Genomic DNA, 16,467 nt, shown 5'->3' on the forward strand with positions numbered 1-16,467 from the left:
TGGGGGCGTCGTCACAGGATGAAGCGGCGAAAACCGCCGTCGAAGAACGTCAGCGCTCCCTCGGCGGCCAGTCGGGCGTCGCGTTCGGCGTGCAGAACTTCGCCGACGACGATGCTGTGGTCGCCGCTGTCGAAGACGTTGTCGAGCTTGCATTCCAGGCCCGCGGCCGCGTTCGCCAGCATCGGCGCCGCGGTGTGCGGACCGGGAAACCACTCGACCCGGTCGAATTGCGCGTCGCCGTCGGGGCGCGCGGAGTCGGCGAAGTACCGGGCCACCGGCTCCTGGTCGACCGACAGCACCGACACGGCGAACGCGCCCGCCTCGTGGATCGCCCGATGCAGGCGCGCCGTGTGGGCGACGCACACCAGGATCAGCGGGGGATCCAGCGAGACGGACGTGAACGCGTTGGCGGTCATGCCGTGCGGCCGTGGCGACCCGGTGGTGACCACGGTGACACCGGTGGTGAACGCGCCGAGCACGCGGCGCAGCTCGGCGCGGTCGGTCATGAGCGGGCAGCCTCCTTCGCAGGCTCGGGTTCGCGCGCTATGTCGGCCTCCAGGTCGTCGGCCACCACGGGCTGCTGCGCCGCCTCCGGTGCCGTGCCGCGTTGCTGCCACCATTCCGCGATCCCGCGGACCCACCAGTAGACGCCGCGAGCGCCGCAGACGATGACCAGTGCGATGAACAACCCGTAGGAGATGTGCAGCGCGGTGACGACGCCGTACATGATGCCCACCGAGGCGCCGAACATGATCTGCTGCTTCTTGCCCGACGGGGTGGTGCCCGGGTCGGTGACCATGTAGTTGGTGAACAGCACGAACGCCAGGCCCGTCATCATGCTCAGGCCGGCCAGGATCGAGATGTTCGGCTCGATGAGCCCGCGCACGATGGCCTGCAGCGCGAACGCGCCCACCCACGCCATGATCAGCGGCATCTTCAGCGTCAGCTTGGCGTTGAGCATCGTGCCGGTCATCAGCAGGCCGAGCACGATGAGCGCGTCCGCCGGGCCGGTGATGTATTCGGTGAAGTGGTAGGGCGGGGCCACCGCGATCATCGGGAACACCAGGAAGCACACCACCACACCGAAGTTCGACGGGTTCATGAAGTGGCGCATCTTGCCGTTGATCTTGGCGCGCAGCACCCACTTCGTGCCGACGGCGACGACGATGCCGAAGATCACCGGCCACAGTTTGTCGTGCGCGAAGGTCAGGAAGTTGAACGCCAGACCCGTGATGTGCGCGGGCAGCAGGAACTCGAACAGCCCGCGCGGCCCCCGGCCCCGGAATGCGGGCGGCCGCTTGTACGCCCAAGCCGCCAGGACTTCCAGCCCGATCTCGGTGGAATAGGCGGTGGCCAGCGCGATGAACGGCCAGAGGAACGGCTGCTCGAAGCCGAGCAGCGGGAACCCGATCAGATTGAAGATGGTGATCGAGATGGCGAAGTTGCGCAGCGCCAGATAGCGCGGATCCTTCGTCGCGGCGGGCTTCTCCACCCATTCCTTGGCGAATTCGGTGCCCGAGCGCTGGACCGCCGAGATACGTTCCGACGCGGTCACGCTCGTCCCGTTCCCGTTCCCGTTGCCGGCCGTGGCGACGGCTCTGTCCTCCTGGGCCGTGTCGTCGACCGCGGATGTGCCGTGGACGATGCTGCCGTTGCCGTCGGCCGCCGAGGTTTCGTGGTGGCCGTTCGAGGCGGCTGTCGCCTCGCCCGGATCCTTCTTGTCGTTGTCGCTCATCGCTGCTTGACCTCCTGCGCGTCCGAGGCGAGGTTCACGGTGTGCCAGCCCGGCGCGAGCTGGAGGGATTGTTCGTGCGGGGCGCCGTTGGTCTCCCGCCAGCGAAGCGTGACGTGCAACGGGGCGGCCGGGTCGACGTCGCCGAGTCCGATGTGCACCTCGGTGGCGCGCTTGCCGGTGTGCCCGCTGCCGCCGTCGAGGTGACTGGTGAGCAACCGGCCGTCCGGCGTGCGGACCTCGACCTGGGCGTCCACCGCCGGAACGCCCTGCGTGGGAAGACCGGCGATGGTGTTCGCGGTCGCGGTGCCCTCCCAGGCCTGTCGGAACAGCTTGAGGCCGAGGAACTGGCCGTTGTTCGCCTTGTTGTTGTGATAGAAGGTCGGGTCGCCCCATTGGCGGGCGACGGCGAAACTCAGCGCGCCGTTGCCGGACGTGTCGCCGACCGCGATGCCGCGCGAGGGCACCGGGGTGTCCATGCCGAGGGCGTGGGTGAGGTTGGCGAACTTGCCGTCGTCACCGCGGCTGAAGAAGCCGACCGGATCGCTGCCCGCCAGATCCGAGTCCTCGCCGATGATCGGCCACGACCACGGGTACTTGGTGAGGTTGTCGTTCATGGTGCCGAGTTCCTGGATCTGCGGCCACCGGTTGGTATCGCCCTTGATCATGCCGGTGGCCTGGACCACCTCGTTGCGACCGTCGTTGTCGAAGTCGTCGATCTTGGCGTCCCAGCCCCAGGTCTCCCAGGCCAGCCCGACGTCGGTCGCGCGGTTCTTGAACGGCGCGACGCCCTCGGCGAGCTGACGTGCCGCGTCGGTGGTGTCCTTGGCGGTGTTGTAGAACGCGAAGTGACCTTCCATCAGCGCGAAGCGCACCGCGATGTTGCTGACGAACAGGTCCGGCAAGCCGTCGCCGTTCAGGTCACCGAAGTCCGCCGCCATGCCCTTGTCCGAATCATGGCCGAGCACATACGACTTCGGCTCGACGATGCCGCGCTCGCCCTCGGCGAAGCCGAAGCGGATCTGTCCCGGCGTGGACTTGTTGACGAACAGGCGGTCGCGCCCGAAGTCATTGGCCACGTACAACTCCGGCAGCTGGTCGCCGTTCAGGTCGGACGCGGCGGCGGCCAGCGCCCACCCGGTGTCCATGCCGATCGGGAACGGGTTGGCCACCTCACGGTAGTCGGCGGTCGGCTCGTCGCCCGCCTTGGCGGAGGCCAGGGTGAAGATCCGGTCCTTGCCACCGTTGCGCGCGTTGGACAGCGAGTCGGTCATCCACAGCGCGAGCTGGCCCTCCTTGGAGAGCACGTCCATGTCGTCGAAGTACTGACCCAGGTAGATGTCCGGCTTGCCGTCACCGTCGAAGTCGGACACCGAGACCGCCGCGGTGATCCAGCGCTCGCCCTCGTAGTGCCCGTCCGGGGTGTTCGGGGAGGGGACCAGGTCGACCGGGCGGAACGCCTTGGCGTCCAAACGGGTCGCGTTGGCGCGCTGCAGGTACAGGATCGGCGTGCGGCCGTAGTACGACACCAGGGCGTCCAGCCGGCCGTCACCGTTGAAGTCGCCGGGGATGCAGCCCGACGGAACGGTGGACGCGTCGGCGGGCAGCGGTTTCGGATCGAGCACGAACGGCTCGTACCGGCCGGTGTTGCTGTCCGGCGTCGGCGTGATGAACGCCGTATCGGAGCGGGGGTCGACCACACACAGGTCGTCGGCCAGCCGGTTGCCGTCGAAATCGTTCATCGCGATGGCCGCGCCGACCGAGGAGATCCAGGCCGACAGGTGCTTGTACGGCTCGCGCAGCTCGCGGATCTTGCGATCGGTCGGCAGGCCCTTGGGCAGGGCGATCGGCATCGCGGTGAAGTCGAACTTGCTCGCGATCGGCCCGCCCGCTTCGTCGTAGGTGGGCAGCAGCGCCGACCGCGCGGGGATGAACAGCGAGCCCATCAGCAGCAGGGCCACCCCGGGCACCACCGCTTTTCGGAGGAGGGATCGGTTGATGGGAATTTTCACGAGTGCTGCTCCTCATGGGCGAGTGTGAATTGCTTTCCCGCGGTGTCCGCGAGTCCGTCGAGCACCTCGCGCAGCGTGGCCAGCGCCTGGTCCATGTGCTGCTCGGTGTGCCTGCAGTTGATGAAGAACCGCAGCCTTGCCTCCCCGGCCGGGACGACCGGGTGGGTGATGGCGTTCACGCTGAAACCGCGCTGCAGCATGGCCAGCGCCGCCAGTACCGCCGGTTCGTCGGCGCCGGTCATGACCGGGATGATCGGCGAACCCTCCGAGGTGCCGATGTCGAAGCCGTATTCCTCGGCGCGGCGGTGGAAGTACTCGCTGTTGTGCCGCAACCGGGTCACCCGTTCCGGCTCGTCGCGCAGGACCTCGAGCCCGGCCAGGGCGGCGCCGATGGCCGACGGGGCCGGCGCGGCGGTGTACATGCTCAAACCGCCTGCGACGTATTTGAATCCGTCGACCAGTTCCCGGTTGCCCGCGAGATAGCCGCCGACGCTGCCGAGCGCCTTGGACAGGGTGCCCATCCAGACGTCCACGGCGTCGCCGGGCAGGTCGAACAGCTCGCGCACGCCGTGCCCGGTCGCGCCGAGCGTGCCGAAGGAATGCGCTTCGTCGATCATGATCGAGCAGTCGTAGCGTCGGGCCACCTCGATGATCTCGGGCAGTCGGACCACGTCGCCGTCCATGCTGTAGAGGCCCTCGATGATCACCATGGCCCGGTCGAAGCTGCGCCGCGACATCTTGAGAATCGTCTCGAGCGACTCGGGGTCGTTGTGCCGGAACGAGACTCGCTTGCAGCGCGACCACTCCGTGCCGGAGACCACGCTGTGGTGGATGAGCGCGTCGCAGACCGCGAGATCACGCTTGCCGAGCAGGAATCCGACCGCGGCGGCATTGGTGAGGTAGCCGCTCGCGGTCACCAGTGCCGCCTCGGTGTCGTAGCGGCGGGCGATCTCGGCTTCCAGCTCGCGATAGATCGGCAGTTCGCCCGCCACGATCCGGACCGCGGCGGCGGAGGTGCCGTACTGGTCGATCGCGTCCTTGGCCGCCTGCCGCACCCGCGGGTCGGCGGCCAGGTCCAGATAGCCGAAGCTGCTGAAATTCACCACATCCCGGTCGGCCATGCGGGTCACCGCGCCGCTGACGCCTTCGTGCGGCAGGTAGTAGGGGTTGACCAGGCCGACCTGGTTGACCCAGGTGTCGAACCGCCCGAACCGCTGTCCGGCCTCGAGTACGCCGGGGTGGTCACGGAAGGACGTGTGAGCGACGCCGCGTGACGCGCTGTTGCCGGGTGCGGTGGCCGCGGCGGCGGAGCCGTTCGCGGCCCGCGCGCCGTCGGCCGCCGCCGGAGTGGCGCCGGGCTCGCCGCTCGCGTGCCTGGCCAGCAGTGCGCGGGCCAGTTCTCTGTTGTTGCCGGTCATTCGTCCTCGCTCCTCGCCGCGCGCTCTTCTTCCTGGGCAATCTGCTCGGCAATTCGCGCGCCGAGCCCGCGCAACGTCAGTCCGATCACGGCGAGCACCGACAGCTGGGTGCCGAGCACCTGCACGACGCGAGCGCCGAACTCCATGCCCATCAGCGAATCCATGCCGAGTTCGGGCAGCGGGGTGTTCAGGTCGATCGTCTCGGCGTCGACGCCGAGCACCGCCGCGAGCTGCTCGGCGAGCAGGTAGGCCACCACCTCGCCGCGCTGGTCGACGCCCAGCTGGAGAATCTCCGCCCGCAGCGCGCCCGCACCCGCCGCGCCGCCGCCCGCGGCCGCCACCTGCTCGGCGAAACGCGGCGTGCGGGTGGACGGGCGGTGCGCCAGTGCCCACTGGCTCCAGTCCACGTCGAACAGCACGATCTGCGGCAGGTTCAGCCGCAGGCATTCGCCCAGCAGATCGGTGGCCACGTCCATGTCCACCGAGCGGTAGCCGGTCATCTCGGCGTACCGGCTGACCGCCTCGTAGTCGGCCATGCCGCCGCCACCGCTCATGAAGCCCCAGTTCACCGCGAGCGCGGCGGCGCCGCGGGCCCGGCGGGCGGCGGCGATCATGTCCAGGACGGAATTGGCTGCCGCGTAGCCGAATTGGGGTGAGATGCCGACGATGCTGCTCGCCGAGGAGAACAGCACGAACATGTCCAGCTCGATGTCCGCGGCGGTGACGGCGGTGTCCAGGTTGACCGCTCCGGCGACCTTGGGCCCGAAGATCTCCGTCAACGACTCGGCGGTGATCTGCGGTACCTCGAGGTTGTTCACCACACCGGCCGCGTGGAACACCCCGCGCAGCGGGTGCCCGCTCGCTCGGATGCGCTCGACCAGCGCGGCGACGGCGTCGTAATCGGCCATATCCAGGCGTTCTTCGACCACTTCCACACCGCGGGCGGCGATTTCGGCGACCGCCGCGCGAGCCGCGTCCCCGGTGGCGCCGCTGCGCCCGGCCAGCACCAGGCGCCGTGCGCCGATCCGCGCCAGCCAGCGCGCGGTGGCCAGTCCGAACGCGCCGAAGCCGCCGGTGACCAAGTAGCTGGCCTCCGGATCGATCGGCAGACCCGGCCGCTTGCCCAGCACGGTCGGTTCCGGTTCGCGCAGGTCGAGGACCACGCGGCCGATCTGCTTGGACCGCACCACGGTCTCGAACGCTTCGGCGGTCGAAGTCATCGGGAAGGCGGTGTAGGGCAGATAGTCGTAGGTGCCGTCGTTCAGCGCGTCCATCGCCCGGCGTGCCGCGCGACGGACCAGTTCGGGGCGCACGGCCAAGGCGCGGTCCATGTCCACGGCGAAGAACGACAGGTTCCGGTCGAACGGGCGCAGGTCGATCGCGCCACCGCCGTAGATGTCCGCCTTGCCGATCTCGATGATCCGGCCGAACTCGGCGGCCACCCGCAGATTCTGCTGGAGGATCTCGCCGGGGGAGGAGTTGTAGACCACGTCGACGCCGCGTCCGCCGGTGAGCGCGAGCACCTCGTCGACGAAGCTGATCGACCGCGAGTTGACCACCTCGTGCGCCCCCGCCGCGGCGGCCACCGCACGGCGCTCCTCCGAGCCCGCCGTCGCGATCACCCGCGCGCCGAGGCGCACCGCCACCTGGACCGCGGCCATGCCCATGCCGCCCGCCGCGCCGTGCACCAGCACCGTCTCACCCGCGTGCAGGTGGGCGAGCTCGCCGAAGGCGAATTCGGCGGTCAGAAAGGGCAGCACCGAGCTGGAGTGGCACGGGTCGAGTTCGGTGTCCGGATAGTTCAGGGGCATCGTGGCGCCCTCGTCCGGCCGGAGGGTGACATGCCTGCGGACCAGGTCCCTGGCGCACACCGACATCTCGTCGCCGACGGCGACCTCGGTCACCCCGGGACCGACCCGCTCGACGACGCCGAACCCGTCCATCCCCAGGTCGGTGCCGAAGTACGTTCCGGCAAGCTCCTTTTCGGTGAGCACGCCGAGCACCTTGAGCGCGTCCTTGTAGTTGAGGCCCACCGCGTCCATCCGGATCTCGACCTCGCCGGGGCCCGGCGGCACGCGATCGACCGCGCGCCAGGCCAGATCCGACAACAGCCGGGATCGCGGAATCTCCAGGCGGAACGAACTTTCCGGGTCGGTCAGCGGCGCGGCCTCGTCCCAGACCGCCAGATGCTCCCGCAGGGACTTGCGCAGGTGCAGCGCCCAGCACGCGCCCGCTCGCAACGCGACCTCGTCGGCCCGTCCGTCGCCGAACACCTGCTCGACGATGTCGGCGGCGCGCGTGGCCGGTTCGGTGTCGACCAGCCGCCACTGCACGGCGGGTTGCTCGTTGCGCAGCGTTCGCCGCGCGCCGGTGAGCGCGGCCTGCGCCGGATGCGCGAAGGCGTCGACCGGCAGGCAGAACGCCTGCTCGGTGACCACCACCGCACGTACCTCGGCCACCGGGGCGTCGTCGTTCTCCTCGCCGACCACCAGCTCGCCGACCGCCTTCGCGACCAGGGCGAGCCCGTAGGCGTTGGGCACGGCGTCCAGCTCGGCGCCCGACACCACGACGAGGCGGCCGCGCGTCGTCCCGGGCCGCTGCTGCGCTGCGCGCAGCGCCGCGAGGACGCGATCCGAGGCGCCGGCCTCCTCCGGGTCCAGGGTGAGGATCTCCGAGGAGGCACGGGCGCTGGCGATCTCCTTCGCGCGCTGGGAGACGGTGCTGCCCAGGCTGACCACGAGCAGGAACTCTTCGCCGCCCGCGGGTTCGTCGGCGGTCGCGATGTCGTCGACGATCGACCACACCGGCTCGTAGAACAGGTCGTCGAGCTGGTCGTGCAGGTCCGGCTCGGCAGCCAGCCTGGCGAACCGGACACCCGAAAGGCTCAGTGCGACAGCGCCTTCCGGCGAGGCGACGGTGATGTCAGCGCCCAGCGGATCGCCGTCCACCCGGCGGACCAGCACGACCGCCTGCTCGGGCAGCGGCCCGGTCCAGCGCACCCCCGCGACCGAGGACGGCACGACGACGCTCGCGCCGGGCGCGGTCTGGGCGTACAGGGCGGCGAAGCACTGCAGCGCGGCGTCGACCGCGGCGGGGTGGGCCAGATGCGGCAGGCTCGGCGCGCTGCCCGACAGCGGCCTCAGATCCAGCCGGGCCAGGACGGAGTCGGCCCCGACGCGAGCGTCGGTGATCAGCCGGAAGCTCGGACCGTAGGCCAGGCCGTGGGCGGCGAGGCCGTCGTAGAGGGTCGCCGCGGTCACGTCCACCGCGTCCGCCGCCGGAGTGAGGTCGACGGTGCGCGCGTCGACGTCCGCCTCGATCAGCCTGCCGTACGCGTTGACCGTCCAGGTGGTCGCGGTGGCGGCGCGCGAGCGCAAGGTGAACCGGTGGGTGGTCTCCTCGACCGTGAGGCGCAGGACCGGCACGTCATGCCGTGCGATCACCAGCGGCGCGACGAACTGCACCGACTCCAGCCCGAAGGTGGCGCGGCCGGTCCGCACCGCGGCGGCGCTGAGCGCGGCGTCCAGATAGGCCGCGCCCGGAAGCACGACCGACCCGTCCACCACGTGATCGGGCAGCCACGGCAACGCGGCCACGGACAGCTCGACCTCCCACTCCGGCGCGGAGGCCGCGGTGCGCTGCCCGAGCATGACGTAGCCGTCGACGGCGCCGACGCGATCCGCCTCGATCGCGGGGTCCTCGATCCAGAGCCTGCGTCGCTGCCACGGGTAGCGGGGCAGATCCAGGTGCGCGGCGGGGGTTTCCGGCGCGCCGGGCGCGTGCGTGGTGTCCAACCCGCCCACCTGGTACAGCTCGCCCACCGCGCGCAGCAGGTTGTCCCGGTCGTCGGCGTTGCGGGCCAGGGTGCTGATCGCCGCGCCGTCGAGGCCGCGGCGCACGAACGCCTCCTTGATGTTGCCGCTGAGCACCGGATGCGGGCCGACCTCCAGGAAGACGCGGTGCCCGGCGTCGAGCAGGCTGTCCACGGCCGCGCCGAACGCCACCGGCTCGCGCACGTTGCGGCACCAGTACTCGGCGTCCCACTCGGGGCCGGACAGTTCACCACCGGTGACGGTGGACCAGATCGGCACCCGCGCGGGTCGCGGCGCGAGGTCGGCCAGCGCCGCGGTGAGATCGCCGAGGATGGGGTCCATCAGGTGGCTGTGATAGGGCACTTCGACGCGCAGGGCCTTGGCGAACACGCCTTCTTCGGTGAGTTCTTCCCTGATGCGGTCCAATTCGGCCAGGTCGCCGGACAGTGTCGCCGCGGAGTGGCTGTTGATCGCCGCGACGCAGACGCCGGGCACACCGGCCAGGCGCTCGCGCAGCTGTTCCTCCGGCAGTCCGACCGCCAGCATGCCGCCGGTGCCCGCGGTAGTGGCCTGCAACCGCGCGCGGTGGTAGCTCACCAGCAGCGCGTCGCGCAGCGACAGCGAGCCCGAGACATAGGCCGAGGCGACTTCGCCGACGCTGTGGCCGACCACCGCGACGGGGTGGATGCCGAGTTCGGCGAGTTCGGCCACCAGCGCGGCTTGGACCAGGAAGTTCGCCGGTTGCGCGTAGGCGGTGCTGGTGATCCGCGATTCCGCTTCGGGGCGCAGGAGTTCCTCGACGATCGACCAGCCCGCGATCTCGCGGAAGACCTCGTCGATCGCCCGCGCGGCGGCCGCGAAATGCCCGCCTGCCTCGAGCAGGCCGCGGGCCATGCCCCACCACTGCGGGCCCATGCCGCTGAACACGAACACCGGCTGGGTGGAACCGTCGGTGAGCGCCCGGGCGGGCGACTTGCCCGAGCCCGCGGCGAAATCGGCGAGCTGAGTGCGCAGATCCTCGGCGTCACGGTAGGCGAAGGCGGCGCGGAGCGGATGGTGCGCGCGCTGCACCCAGGCCGCCTCGGTCACCGCCTCGACGGGGGTGGCCTCGGTGAGGTCGTGCAGCTGGGTGGCCATCGTGCGCAACGCGGTCTCGTTGCGGGCCGACAGCGGCAGCACGGTGATCGGCCCGCGCGCGGACTCCGCGGCGGGCGCGGGCACTTCCGGTGCGCGAGTGAGGATCGCGTGGGCGTTGGTGCCGCCGTACCCGAAGCTGTTGACCGCCACCGCGGCCCGGCCGTCGTCGTTCGGCAGCGGTTCGGTCGCCAGCGGAATGCGTACCCGCAGTTCGTCGAAATCGATCTCGGGGTTCGGATTGTCCAGCCGCAGTTGCGGTGCGATGACGCCGTGGTGCAAGGTCAGCGCGGCTTTGATGACGCCCGCGACGCCCGCGGCGGCTTCGGTGTGCCCGATGTTGTTCTTCACCGAGCCGACCGGCAGCGGCTCGTCGCGGCCCTCGACGGCCCCGTACACCGCGCCCAGCGCGGCCAATTCGAGCGGATCGCCGACCGGCGTGCCGGTGCCGTGCGCCTCCACGTAGCGGATGTCGCGCGCGTCGATGCCCGCCAGCAGGCGCACCCGCCGGGCCAGGGCCTCCTGTGCGACAGGGTTGGGCACCGGGATGGCGAGCGTGCGGCCGTCCTGGTTGACGCCGCTGCCCCGCACCACCGCGTAGATCCGGTCCCGATCCCGCACCGCCGCGTCCAGCTGCTTGAGCACCACCGCGCCCGCGCCCTCGCCACGGCCGTAGCCGTCGGCGGCGGCGTCGAAGGACTTGCACCGGCCGTCGACCGCGAGGAACCGGCCTTTGCACATGGAGATGAACGCTTCCGGCCGCAGCATCGCGTTGGCGCCGCCGACGATCGCCGTCTCGCACTCGCCCGATTCCAGCGCGAGCACCGCTTGGTGCAGCGCGACCAGGGAAGACGAGCAGGCGGTGTCGATGGTCATGGTGGGCCCGAGCAGATCGAGCAGGAACGCGATGCGGGCCGACAGCAGTGTGTGCGACGAACTGGTCGGGCTATGGCTGTTGATCGAGGCCCGCGACACCGAGCCGCTGCGCACCAACGCGTTGTCGTTCATGAAGCCGCCGACGAACACGCCGACCTCCCGGCCGCCGACCCGGCCCGCCATCCCCGCGTCGTCCAGCGCCTCCCAGGCGACCTCCAGCAGCAGCCGCTGCTGCGGATCCATGATCGACGCCTCGCGCTGGGAGATGCCGAAGAACTCGGCGTCGAATTCCCACAGCGGCTGGGTCAGGAATCCGCCGTGCCTGGTGTACATCCGGCCCGGCGCGTCCGGGTCCGGGTCGTAGAACTTCGCCAGGTTCCAGCGGTCCGCCGGTACTTCCACGATCCCGTCGCCCTTGTGCACGACGAGATCCCAGAACGAGTCCGGTCCGTCGATGCCGCCCGGAAAACGGCAGCCGATACCGACAATTGCTACATTGGGCATGAAAAATCCCCTGATGCTCAGGTATTCGAAAATGTCGGCGGTTTCTCGCCGACGTCGTCGAAACAGCGTGGAGACAACCGGAAGCGCGACGCCGGTAAGCCTGTTCGGCCGGCAGCGTCGTCCGGAGTGAAGTGGTTCCGCGGTAGGAGGTCTGTGTCCACCCATGGTAGGAGGCCCGATTCGCGAAGGTCAATACGGAATCGTACCGCCCGCAACCCAAATGCATTGCGGGATAAGTAATGACAACTCGTTATCACCGCAGTTCAGAACGGGTATGACGATATTATTCTGTTGTTATTACGCAGTTATGGCCGCCGCGCCTCCGGGGAATTACACCGTTATTCCGATGTTATTCCGCATCGTTCGGCGGCGGTTCCCCGGGACCTGTTGAGTCCGACCTCCATTCGTGACTACGATGGCTCGTCGAATACGCACTGGGGTGAAAGGCGATGGGCGTGGATCCGTACAACACCGGGCAGTTCCGTATCGAGCCGGAGGCCGAACCCATCGAAAGCGCCGCGTGGCTGCTCGACTTCACCCAGCAATACATCGCGGGCTGGAACAGCGGAGACGGTGCGGCGGTCGCGAAATGCGTCACCGAGGACACGATCTGGCACGATCCCTCGCTGGACGCGCCCGCGCACGGGCGGGCGGGCGTGGAGAAGTTCGTCACCGACACGGTGCGCTCGTTCCCGGATGTCGCCTACACCAATCCGTTCGCGCCGGTGCTCGCCGCGGACAACCGGCTCGCCCTCGTGCCGTGGCGCATGATCGGTACCCACCTCGGTCCGATCGATCCGCCCGGGTTCGGGCCGACCGGCAAGCGCATCGATCTGCTGGTCATCGACGCGTGGCAGTTCCGCTCCGGGCTGATCTGGCGCAGCCAGGCCACCTGGGACCTCACCGAGATGCTGCTGCAATTGGGGCTGATGCCGCCGCGCGGAAGTGCCGCCGAGCGTGCGATGGCACGCGCCCAGCGGTTCAGGTCCCGGCTGCCGTTCTGACCCGGACGCGAGGGGTCAGTCGCCGAACAGCGTGGCGAACCGCTCCACGGCGAGCAGGACCGACGCGCCGACGGTCTCCAGTTCCGCGCCCATGCCGACGAGCAGATTCACGATCGCGGGCACCAGCACTTCGAGCAGACCGTCGTCGCCCAGATGGCCGGCCATCTCCAATTGGACGAAGCCGAACAGCCCCATCCACAGCTGCGCCGCGGCGGAACGGACCTCCGGGGTGTTGATCAGCCCGGCGTCCTGCGCGCGCTGCACCGCCCCGACCACGTGGTCGAAGGTCTCCGCGTAATGCTCGAACTCCGAATCGTGTCCGGCCACCAGCACATTGCCACGGTTGATCTTCAGGTCGATGCGGGTCCCGGTGCCGAACATCAGCTGGAACAGTTCCGGCCTGCGCTGGGCCTCGTCGCGGAACACGAGGCCGAGCACGAGCAGATCGGTGATCGGCTCTTCGGTCACCCCGGCTACGGTCATGCGCTCGGCCAGTTGTGCGAAGCCGGCGGATCCCGCCGCTCGGATCAGGCCCGGCATGCCCCCGAAGTTGGAATACACCGCCATCGTGGAGACCCCGCACATTCGCGACACGCGGCGGACGGTCAGCGCGTGCAAGCCCTCGGTCGACACCACCTCGACGGTCGCGTCGATCAGGCGATCACGCAACGCGGTGTTCATCGAGTCCGTCCCGGCGGCCGGGCGCACGGCTAGTTCAGTTGTTCCGGCAGTCTGCTTGCTCATCGTTTCCGTTTCCCCAGCACGGTCACGCCGTGACGCATAGATTCGCTAGTGCGCTGTCCTCGGGGAGGCGGTACCGCCGCTCGACCGAGCGCGCCCAGGTTGTGGTTGCCGCGCGGGCCGCCGGTCTCGGGGCCGTCGGCCGCGGCCGGAGAGTTCGGCCGCGACGCGGCCGTGGTGGGGGAACGACACCTGTTCCGATCGATGCACCTTCGACTCGCTCGGTCCGGAAAGTCGATCGGGGTTCATCGCGCACAGATATCTCCGTTCTTGCCGCACGAACGGGCGGGCAGAGCATGAGGTGGAGCCGCGTTCGCGAGCTACACAGAGCAGACGCACCCGCCTGAGGGTGCGTGTCGGAGGTGAGTGTCGTCACTGAAACTCTATGTGATACACCGTAACATCCACAGTCATTCAACCGAATCTTTTGCGCCCATTTCCAATTCGTCGTCCCCGCGTGCGACGCTGTGACTTCGCATGAGCTACGCGCGTGGATTCTGGGCCCGGTGACAATCGGTGCGCGCATTCCCCCGGTGATCGGCACGTGATGTCGAAAAAGGGACAAACAAGACATATGCTCGGTGCCCGGAAGTGTCAATCGGGTCTGGAACTGCGCGGTCACGAACATCCGGCAACGGTATCGTTCGCGGGCGACGGTTTCGTGGGTGGGAGGTCGGCCGATGTCATCCGTTCCGGGAATGATCGCCTGGCCTGCGCTCGGCTTCGTCGCGGTAGTCGGTGCCGGCCGCCTGGCGCTGCTTCGCGACACGGTGGTCGACCGACTGGTGAACCGGCTGTTCGTCTGGGGCGTGCTGAGTCTGCTGCTGTATCGGTGCACCATGACGCCCGGTATCGCCAGTCTGACGCATCAGCTGGCGCTGGGCTGCACCGTCATGTCGTCGATGTGCCTGCAGGGAATCGTCCGCGTCTGGGCTTTCGACGCGGATCCGGCGGCGGTCCGGCGCAGGCACCAGGTCAGCTGCGCGATCGCCGCCGGATGCACCGCGGCGATACTCCTGGCGGGAACGCAGGCCCGGCGGGAGGGAAGGCTCGTCGACCTGACCCCGGATGTCGAGGGTCTCGTGGTGTGGAGCGCCTTCTGCCTTCCGCTGCTGGTGAATGTCTCCTTGCTGGCCGCGATGTGCCTGCGTGAGCTGCGGTCCCACGACGTCGGCCTGGCGGTGAAGCTGGTATCCGGCGGGATGATCTGGGCTGCGACGCTATTCGCGGCGAATCTGGTGCTGTCGATGGCGCAGGTGATCTCCGGCCGGCCGGGCTTGGGCACGCAGGTGCTCAGGATCGAGGCGACAGTCATCATCTGTCTGACGCTCGACGCGGCGCTGGTCGCGATTCCGCTGGTGCGGGCCCTGCTGGCCACGGTGGAACTCGACCGGTCCGGGCGATCCTGCCGCAGGCTGCGCCCGCTGTGGCGAGATCTCACCGCCGCGGTTCCCGAGATCGTGCTGCGGCCCGCCGCCGACGAGCGGGAGGATGCGAAGGTCCGGCTGCTGCGCATGACGGTGGAGATCCAAGACGCGCTGCTGCAGCTCGGACGCTATGCCCCAGCGGCCGCCGACCCGGTCGGATCGGGATGCCCGCTGACCGATTACGCGCGTCGAGTGGCGTGCGCGGCGGCCGCGCGCCGGTCGGGGTCGGCGCCGGGCGGACGGACCGCGGTGCGGCTGCCGGTCCCCGCGGCGGATTTCGACGCGGGACTGCGGCAACTGCTCGACCTCGCCCGCGTGTGGCCTGCCGTCCGCGCGGCAGCGGGCTGAGTGGCGCTCGCCCGGGCTGCGGCTAGAGCACCGCTTGGGTCTGGGTGACCTTCGCGACCAGCTTGTCCGCGTCGTCCCGGACAACGGTCTCGATCACGATGAACGAGCGCCCGGCATGCAGCGGGGTCGCCGAGGCGATGGCGTGCCCGGAGCGGACGGCGCGCAGGAAATTCGTCTTCGACTCCACCGTGGTGGTGCCCTGCTTGCCTTCGGGCAGGTTCAGGAACGCGCAGACCGCGCCGGTGGCGTCGGCCAGCGACATCAGCACCCCGCCGTGCAGCACCCCGCCGAGCGTGCACAGTGATTCGTCCCAGGCCAGGCGGCTGCGGACCAGATCGGGTCCGTGGGTGAGCACCTCGACGCCGAGGCGCTCGGTGAACGGCATGGTCTGGTGGAACAGCTTGGTGCCCGTCTCATCGATCATGGCCGCGATCCTGCCTGTCGCCGGTCGCGAAGTCGATTACTTCGGGGGTAATCGCCCGTTGTCCCACGGAGACCTGCACATCGGTTCGGTATCGGTCGGCGTGTGGTGAAACGCGGCGGCGGGTGCGGGGGTATCAGTGCATGAACCCGATGAACAGGAGAACGCGATGACCGACCTCCAGCCGTTCTATCGGCAGGTGCAGGCGCACTACGACCTTTCCGACGAGTTCTACGCGCTTTTTCTCGACCCCACGATGACCTACAGCTGTGCCTACTTCCAGCAACCGGACCTGACGCTCGAGCAGGCGCAGCAGGCCAAGATCGATCTGGCGCTCGGCAAACTCGACCTGCGGCCGGGAATGACCCTGCTCGACGTCGGATGCGGGTGGGGCTCGACGATGCTACGGGCCGCCACGGCCTACGGTGTCGAGGTGGTGGGACTGACGCTCAGCCGCAATCAGTACGACTACGTCAGGAACAAGATCGAGCGCGAACGCATCGCGGGCGCGCAGGTCCGGTTGCAGGGCTGGGAGGAATACGACGGCGCGGCCGACCGGATCGTCAGTATCGGCGCGTTCGAGCATTTCCGGCGGTCCCGGTACGAGGCGTTCTTCGAGCGATGCCACCGGATGCTGCCGCCGGACGGCCGGATGCTGCTGCACACCATCGTCGGGTACACGCTGAAAGACCTGCAGCGGATGCAGATTCCCGTCACCCGCGAAGACGCGCTGTTCCACATCTTCATCAAGCGGGAGATCTTCCCCGGCGGACAACTGCCGCACCCCGCCGAGGTCACGCGGCTCGCCGGACGCGCAGGGCTCGGCACGGAGAAGATGCAGGAGTTGCGGCCGCATTACGCGCGCACCCTCGACTGCTGGGCGGAGGCGCTGCGGGCGCACCGGGAGGAGGCGGTGGCCCTCGCGTCCGAAGAGGTCTACCGGAGGTACATCAAGTACCTGACCGGGTGCGCGGCGCAATTCCGCGCGGGCCGCATCGACGTCATCCAGTTCACGCTGGTCAAGTGACCGGCGGCCGG

The 16,467-nt window shown here is 69.3% G+C and carries 10 protein-coding genes; 3 read left to right on the forward strand and 7 right to left on the reverse strand.

All coding sequences use genetic code 11. The annotated features are described in order from the left end of the window. Window positions 1-11: 11 nt before the first annotated feature. Genes GVY64_RS02680 through GVY64_RS02700 form a run of 5 tightly spaced genes read right to left on the reverse strand, consistent with a single transcriptional unit; the run spans window position 12 to window position 11,488 of the window. Entirely contained in the window at window positions 12-506 is a 495-nt protein-coding gene (locus GVY64_RS02680) for a flavin reductase family protein (protein WP_159838380.1), read from the reverse strand. Then, the gene (locus tag GVY64_RS02685; RefSeq protein WP_201297876.1) at window positions 503-1,735 is read right to left on the reverse strand and encodes an enediyne biosynthesis protein; all 1,233 of its coding nucleotides are present in this window, start codon (window positions 1,733-1,735) and stop codon (window positions 503-505) included. Before GVY64_RS02685 ends, GVY64_RS02680 begins: the two co-directional genes overlap by 4 nt. After that, window positions 1,732-3,744, reverse strand: coding sequence for a CRTAC1 family protein (locus GVY64_RS02690; protein ID WP_201297877.1), 2,013 nt, complete (start codon window positions 3,742-3,744; stop codon window positions 1,732-1,734). Before GVY64_RS02690 ends, GVY64_RS02685 begins: the two co-directional genes overlap by 4 nt. After that, window positions 3,741-5,162 carry an aminotransferase class I/II-fold pyridoxal phosphate-dependent enzyme gene (locus GVY64_RS02695; RefSeq protein WP_159838382.1) on the reverse strand — a complete coding sequence of 474 codons (1,422 nt, stop codon included), beginning with the start codon at window positions 5,160-5,162 and terminating at the stop codon, window positions 3,741-3,743. The genes GVY64_RS02690 and GVY64_RS02695 overlap by 4 nt, the downstream gene beginning before the upstream one ends. Beyond that, complete coding sequence (locus tag GVY64_RS02700) at window positions 5,159-11,488, reverse strand: type I polyketide synthase (protein WP_159838384.1); 6,330 nt, start codon at window positions 11,486-11,488, stop codon at window positions 5,159-5,161. Before GVY64_RS02700 ends, GVY64_RS02695 begins: the two co-directional genes overlap by 4 nt. 449 nt (window positions 11,489-11,937) lie before the next feature. Here GVY64_RS02700 and GVY64_RS02705 point away from each other — a divergent pair, with 449 nt between their 5' ends. Further along, a complete protein-coding gene (locus GVY64_RS02705; RefSeq protein WP_159838386.1) occupies window positions 11,938-12,492 on the forward strand; it encodes an ester cyclase in 555 nt (184 codons plus the stop codon). A gap of 15 nt (window positions 12,493-12,507) precedes the next feature. Here GVY64_RS02705 and GVY64_RS02710 read toward each other — a convergent pair whose 3' ends face one another. Then, on the reverse strand, window positions 12,508-13,236 hold the full coding sequence (locus tag GVY64_RS02710; protein WP_159838388.1) for a TetR/AcrR family transcriptional regulator: 729 nt from the start codon (window positions 13,234-13,236) through the stop codon (window positions 12,508-12,510). Window positions 13,237-13,913: 677 nt separating this feature from the next. Here GVY64_RS02710 and GVY64_RS02715 point away from each other — a divergent pair. Then, complete coding sequence (locus tag GVY64_RS02715; protein ID WP_159838390.1) at window positions 13,914-15,008, forward strand: MAB_1171c family putative transporter; 1,095 nt, start codon at window positions 13,914-13,916, stop codon at window positions 15,006-15,008. Between the two features lie 22 nt (window positions 15,009-15,030). Here GVY64_RS02715 and GVY64_RS02720 read toward each other — a convergent pair whose 3' ends face one another. Next, window positions 15,031-15,432 carry a PaaI family thioesterase gene (locus GVY64_RS02720; protein ID WP_159838392.1) on the reverse strand — a complete coding sequence of 134 codons (402 nt, stop codon included), beginning with the start codon at window positions 15,430-15,432 and terminating at the stop codon, window positions 15,031-15,033. Window positions 15,433-15,598: 166 nt separating this feature from the next. On the opposite strand from GVY64_RS02720, the gene GVY64_RS02725 reads away from it, so the two are divergent. Continuing rightward, window positions 15,599-16,456 (forward strand): cyclopropane mycolic acid synthase family methyltransferase, encoded by an 858-nt coding sequence (locus GVY64_RS02725; protein WP_159838394.1) that lies wholly within the window; start codon window positions 15,599-15,601, stop codon window positions 16,454-16,456. Window positions 16,457-16,467 lie beyond the last annotated feature (11 nt).

Origin of the sequence: Nocardia sp. CY41, from assembly GCF_009829325.1 — a bacterium.
In the GTDB taxonomy this organism is placed as follows: domain Bacteria; phylum Actinomycetota; class Actinomycetes; order Mycobacteriales; family Mycobacteriaceae; genus Nocardia.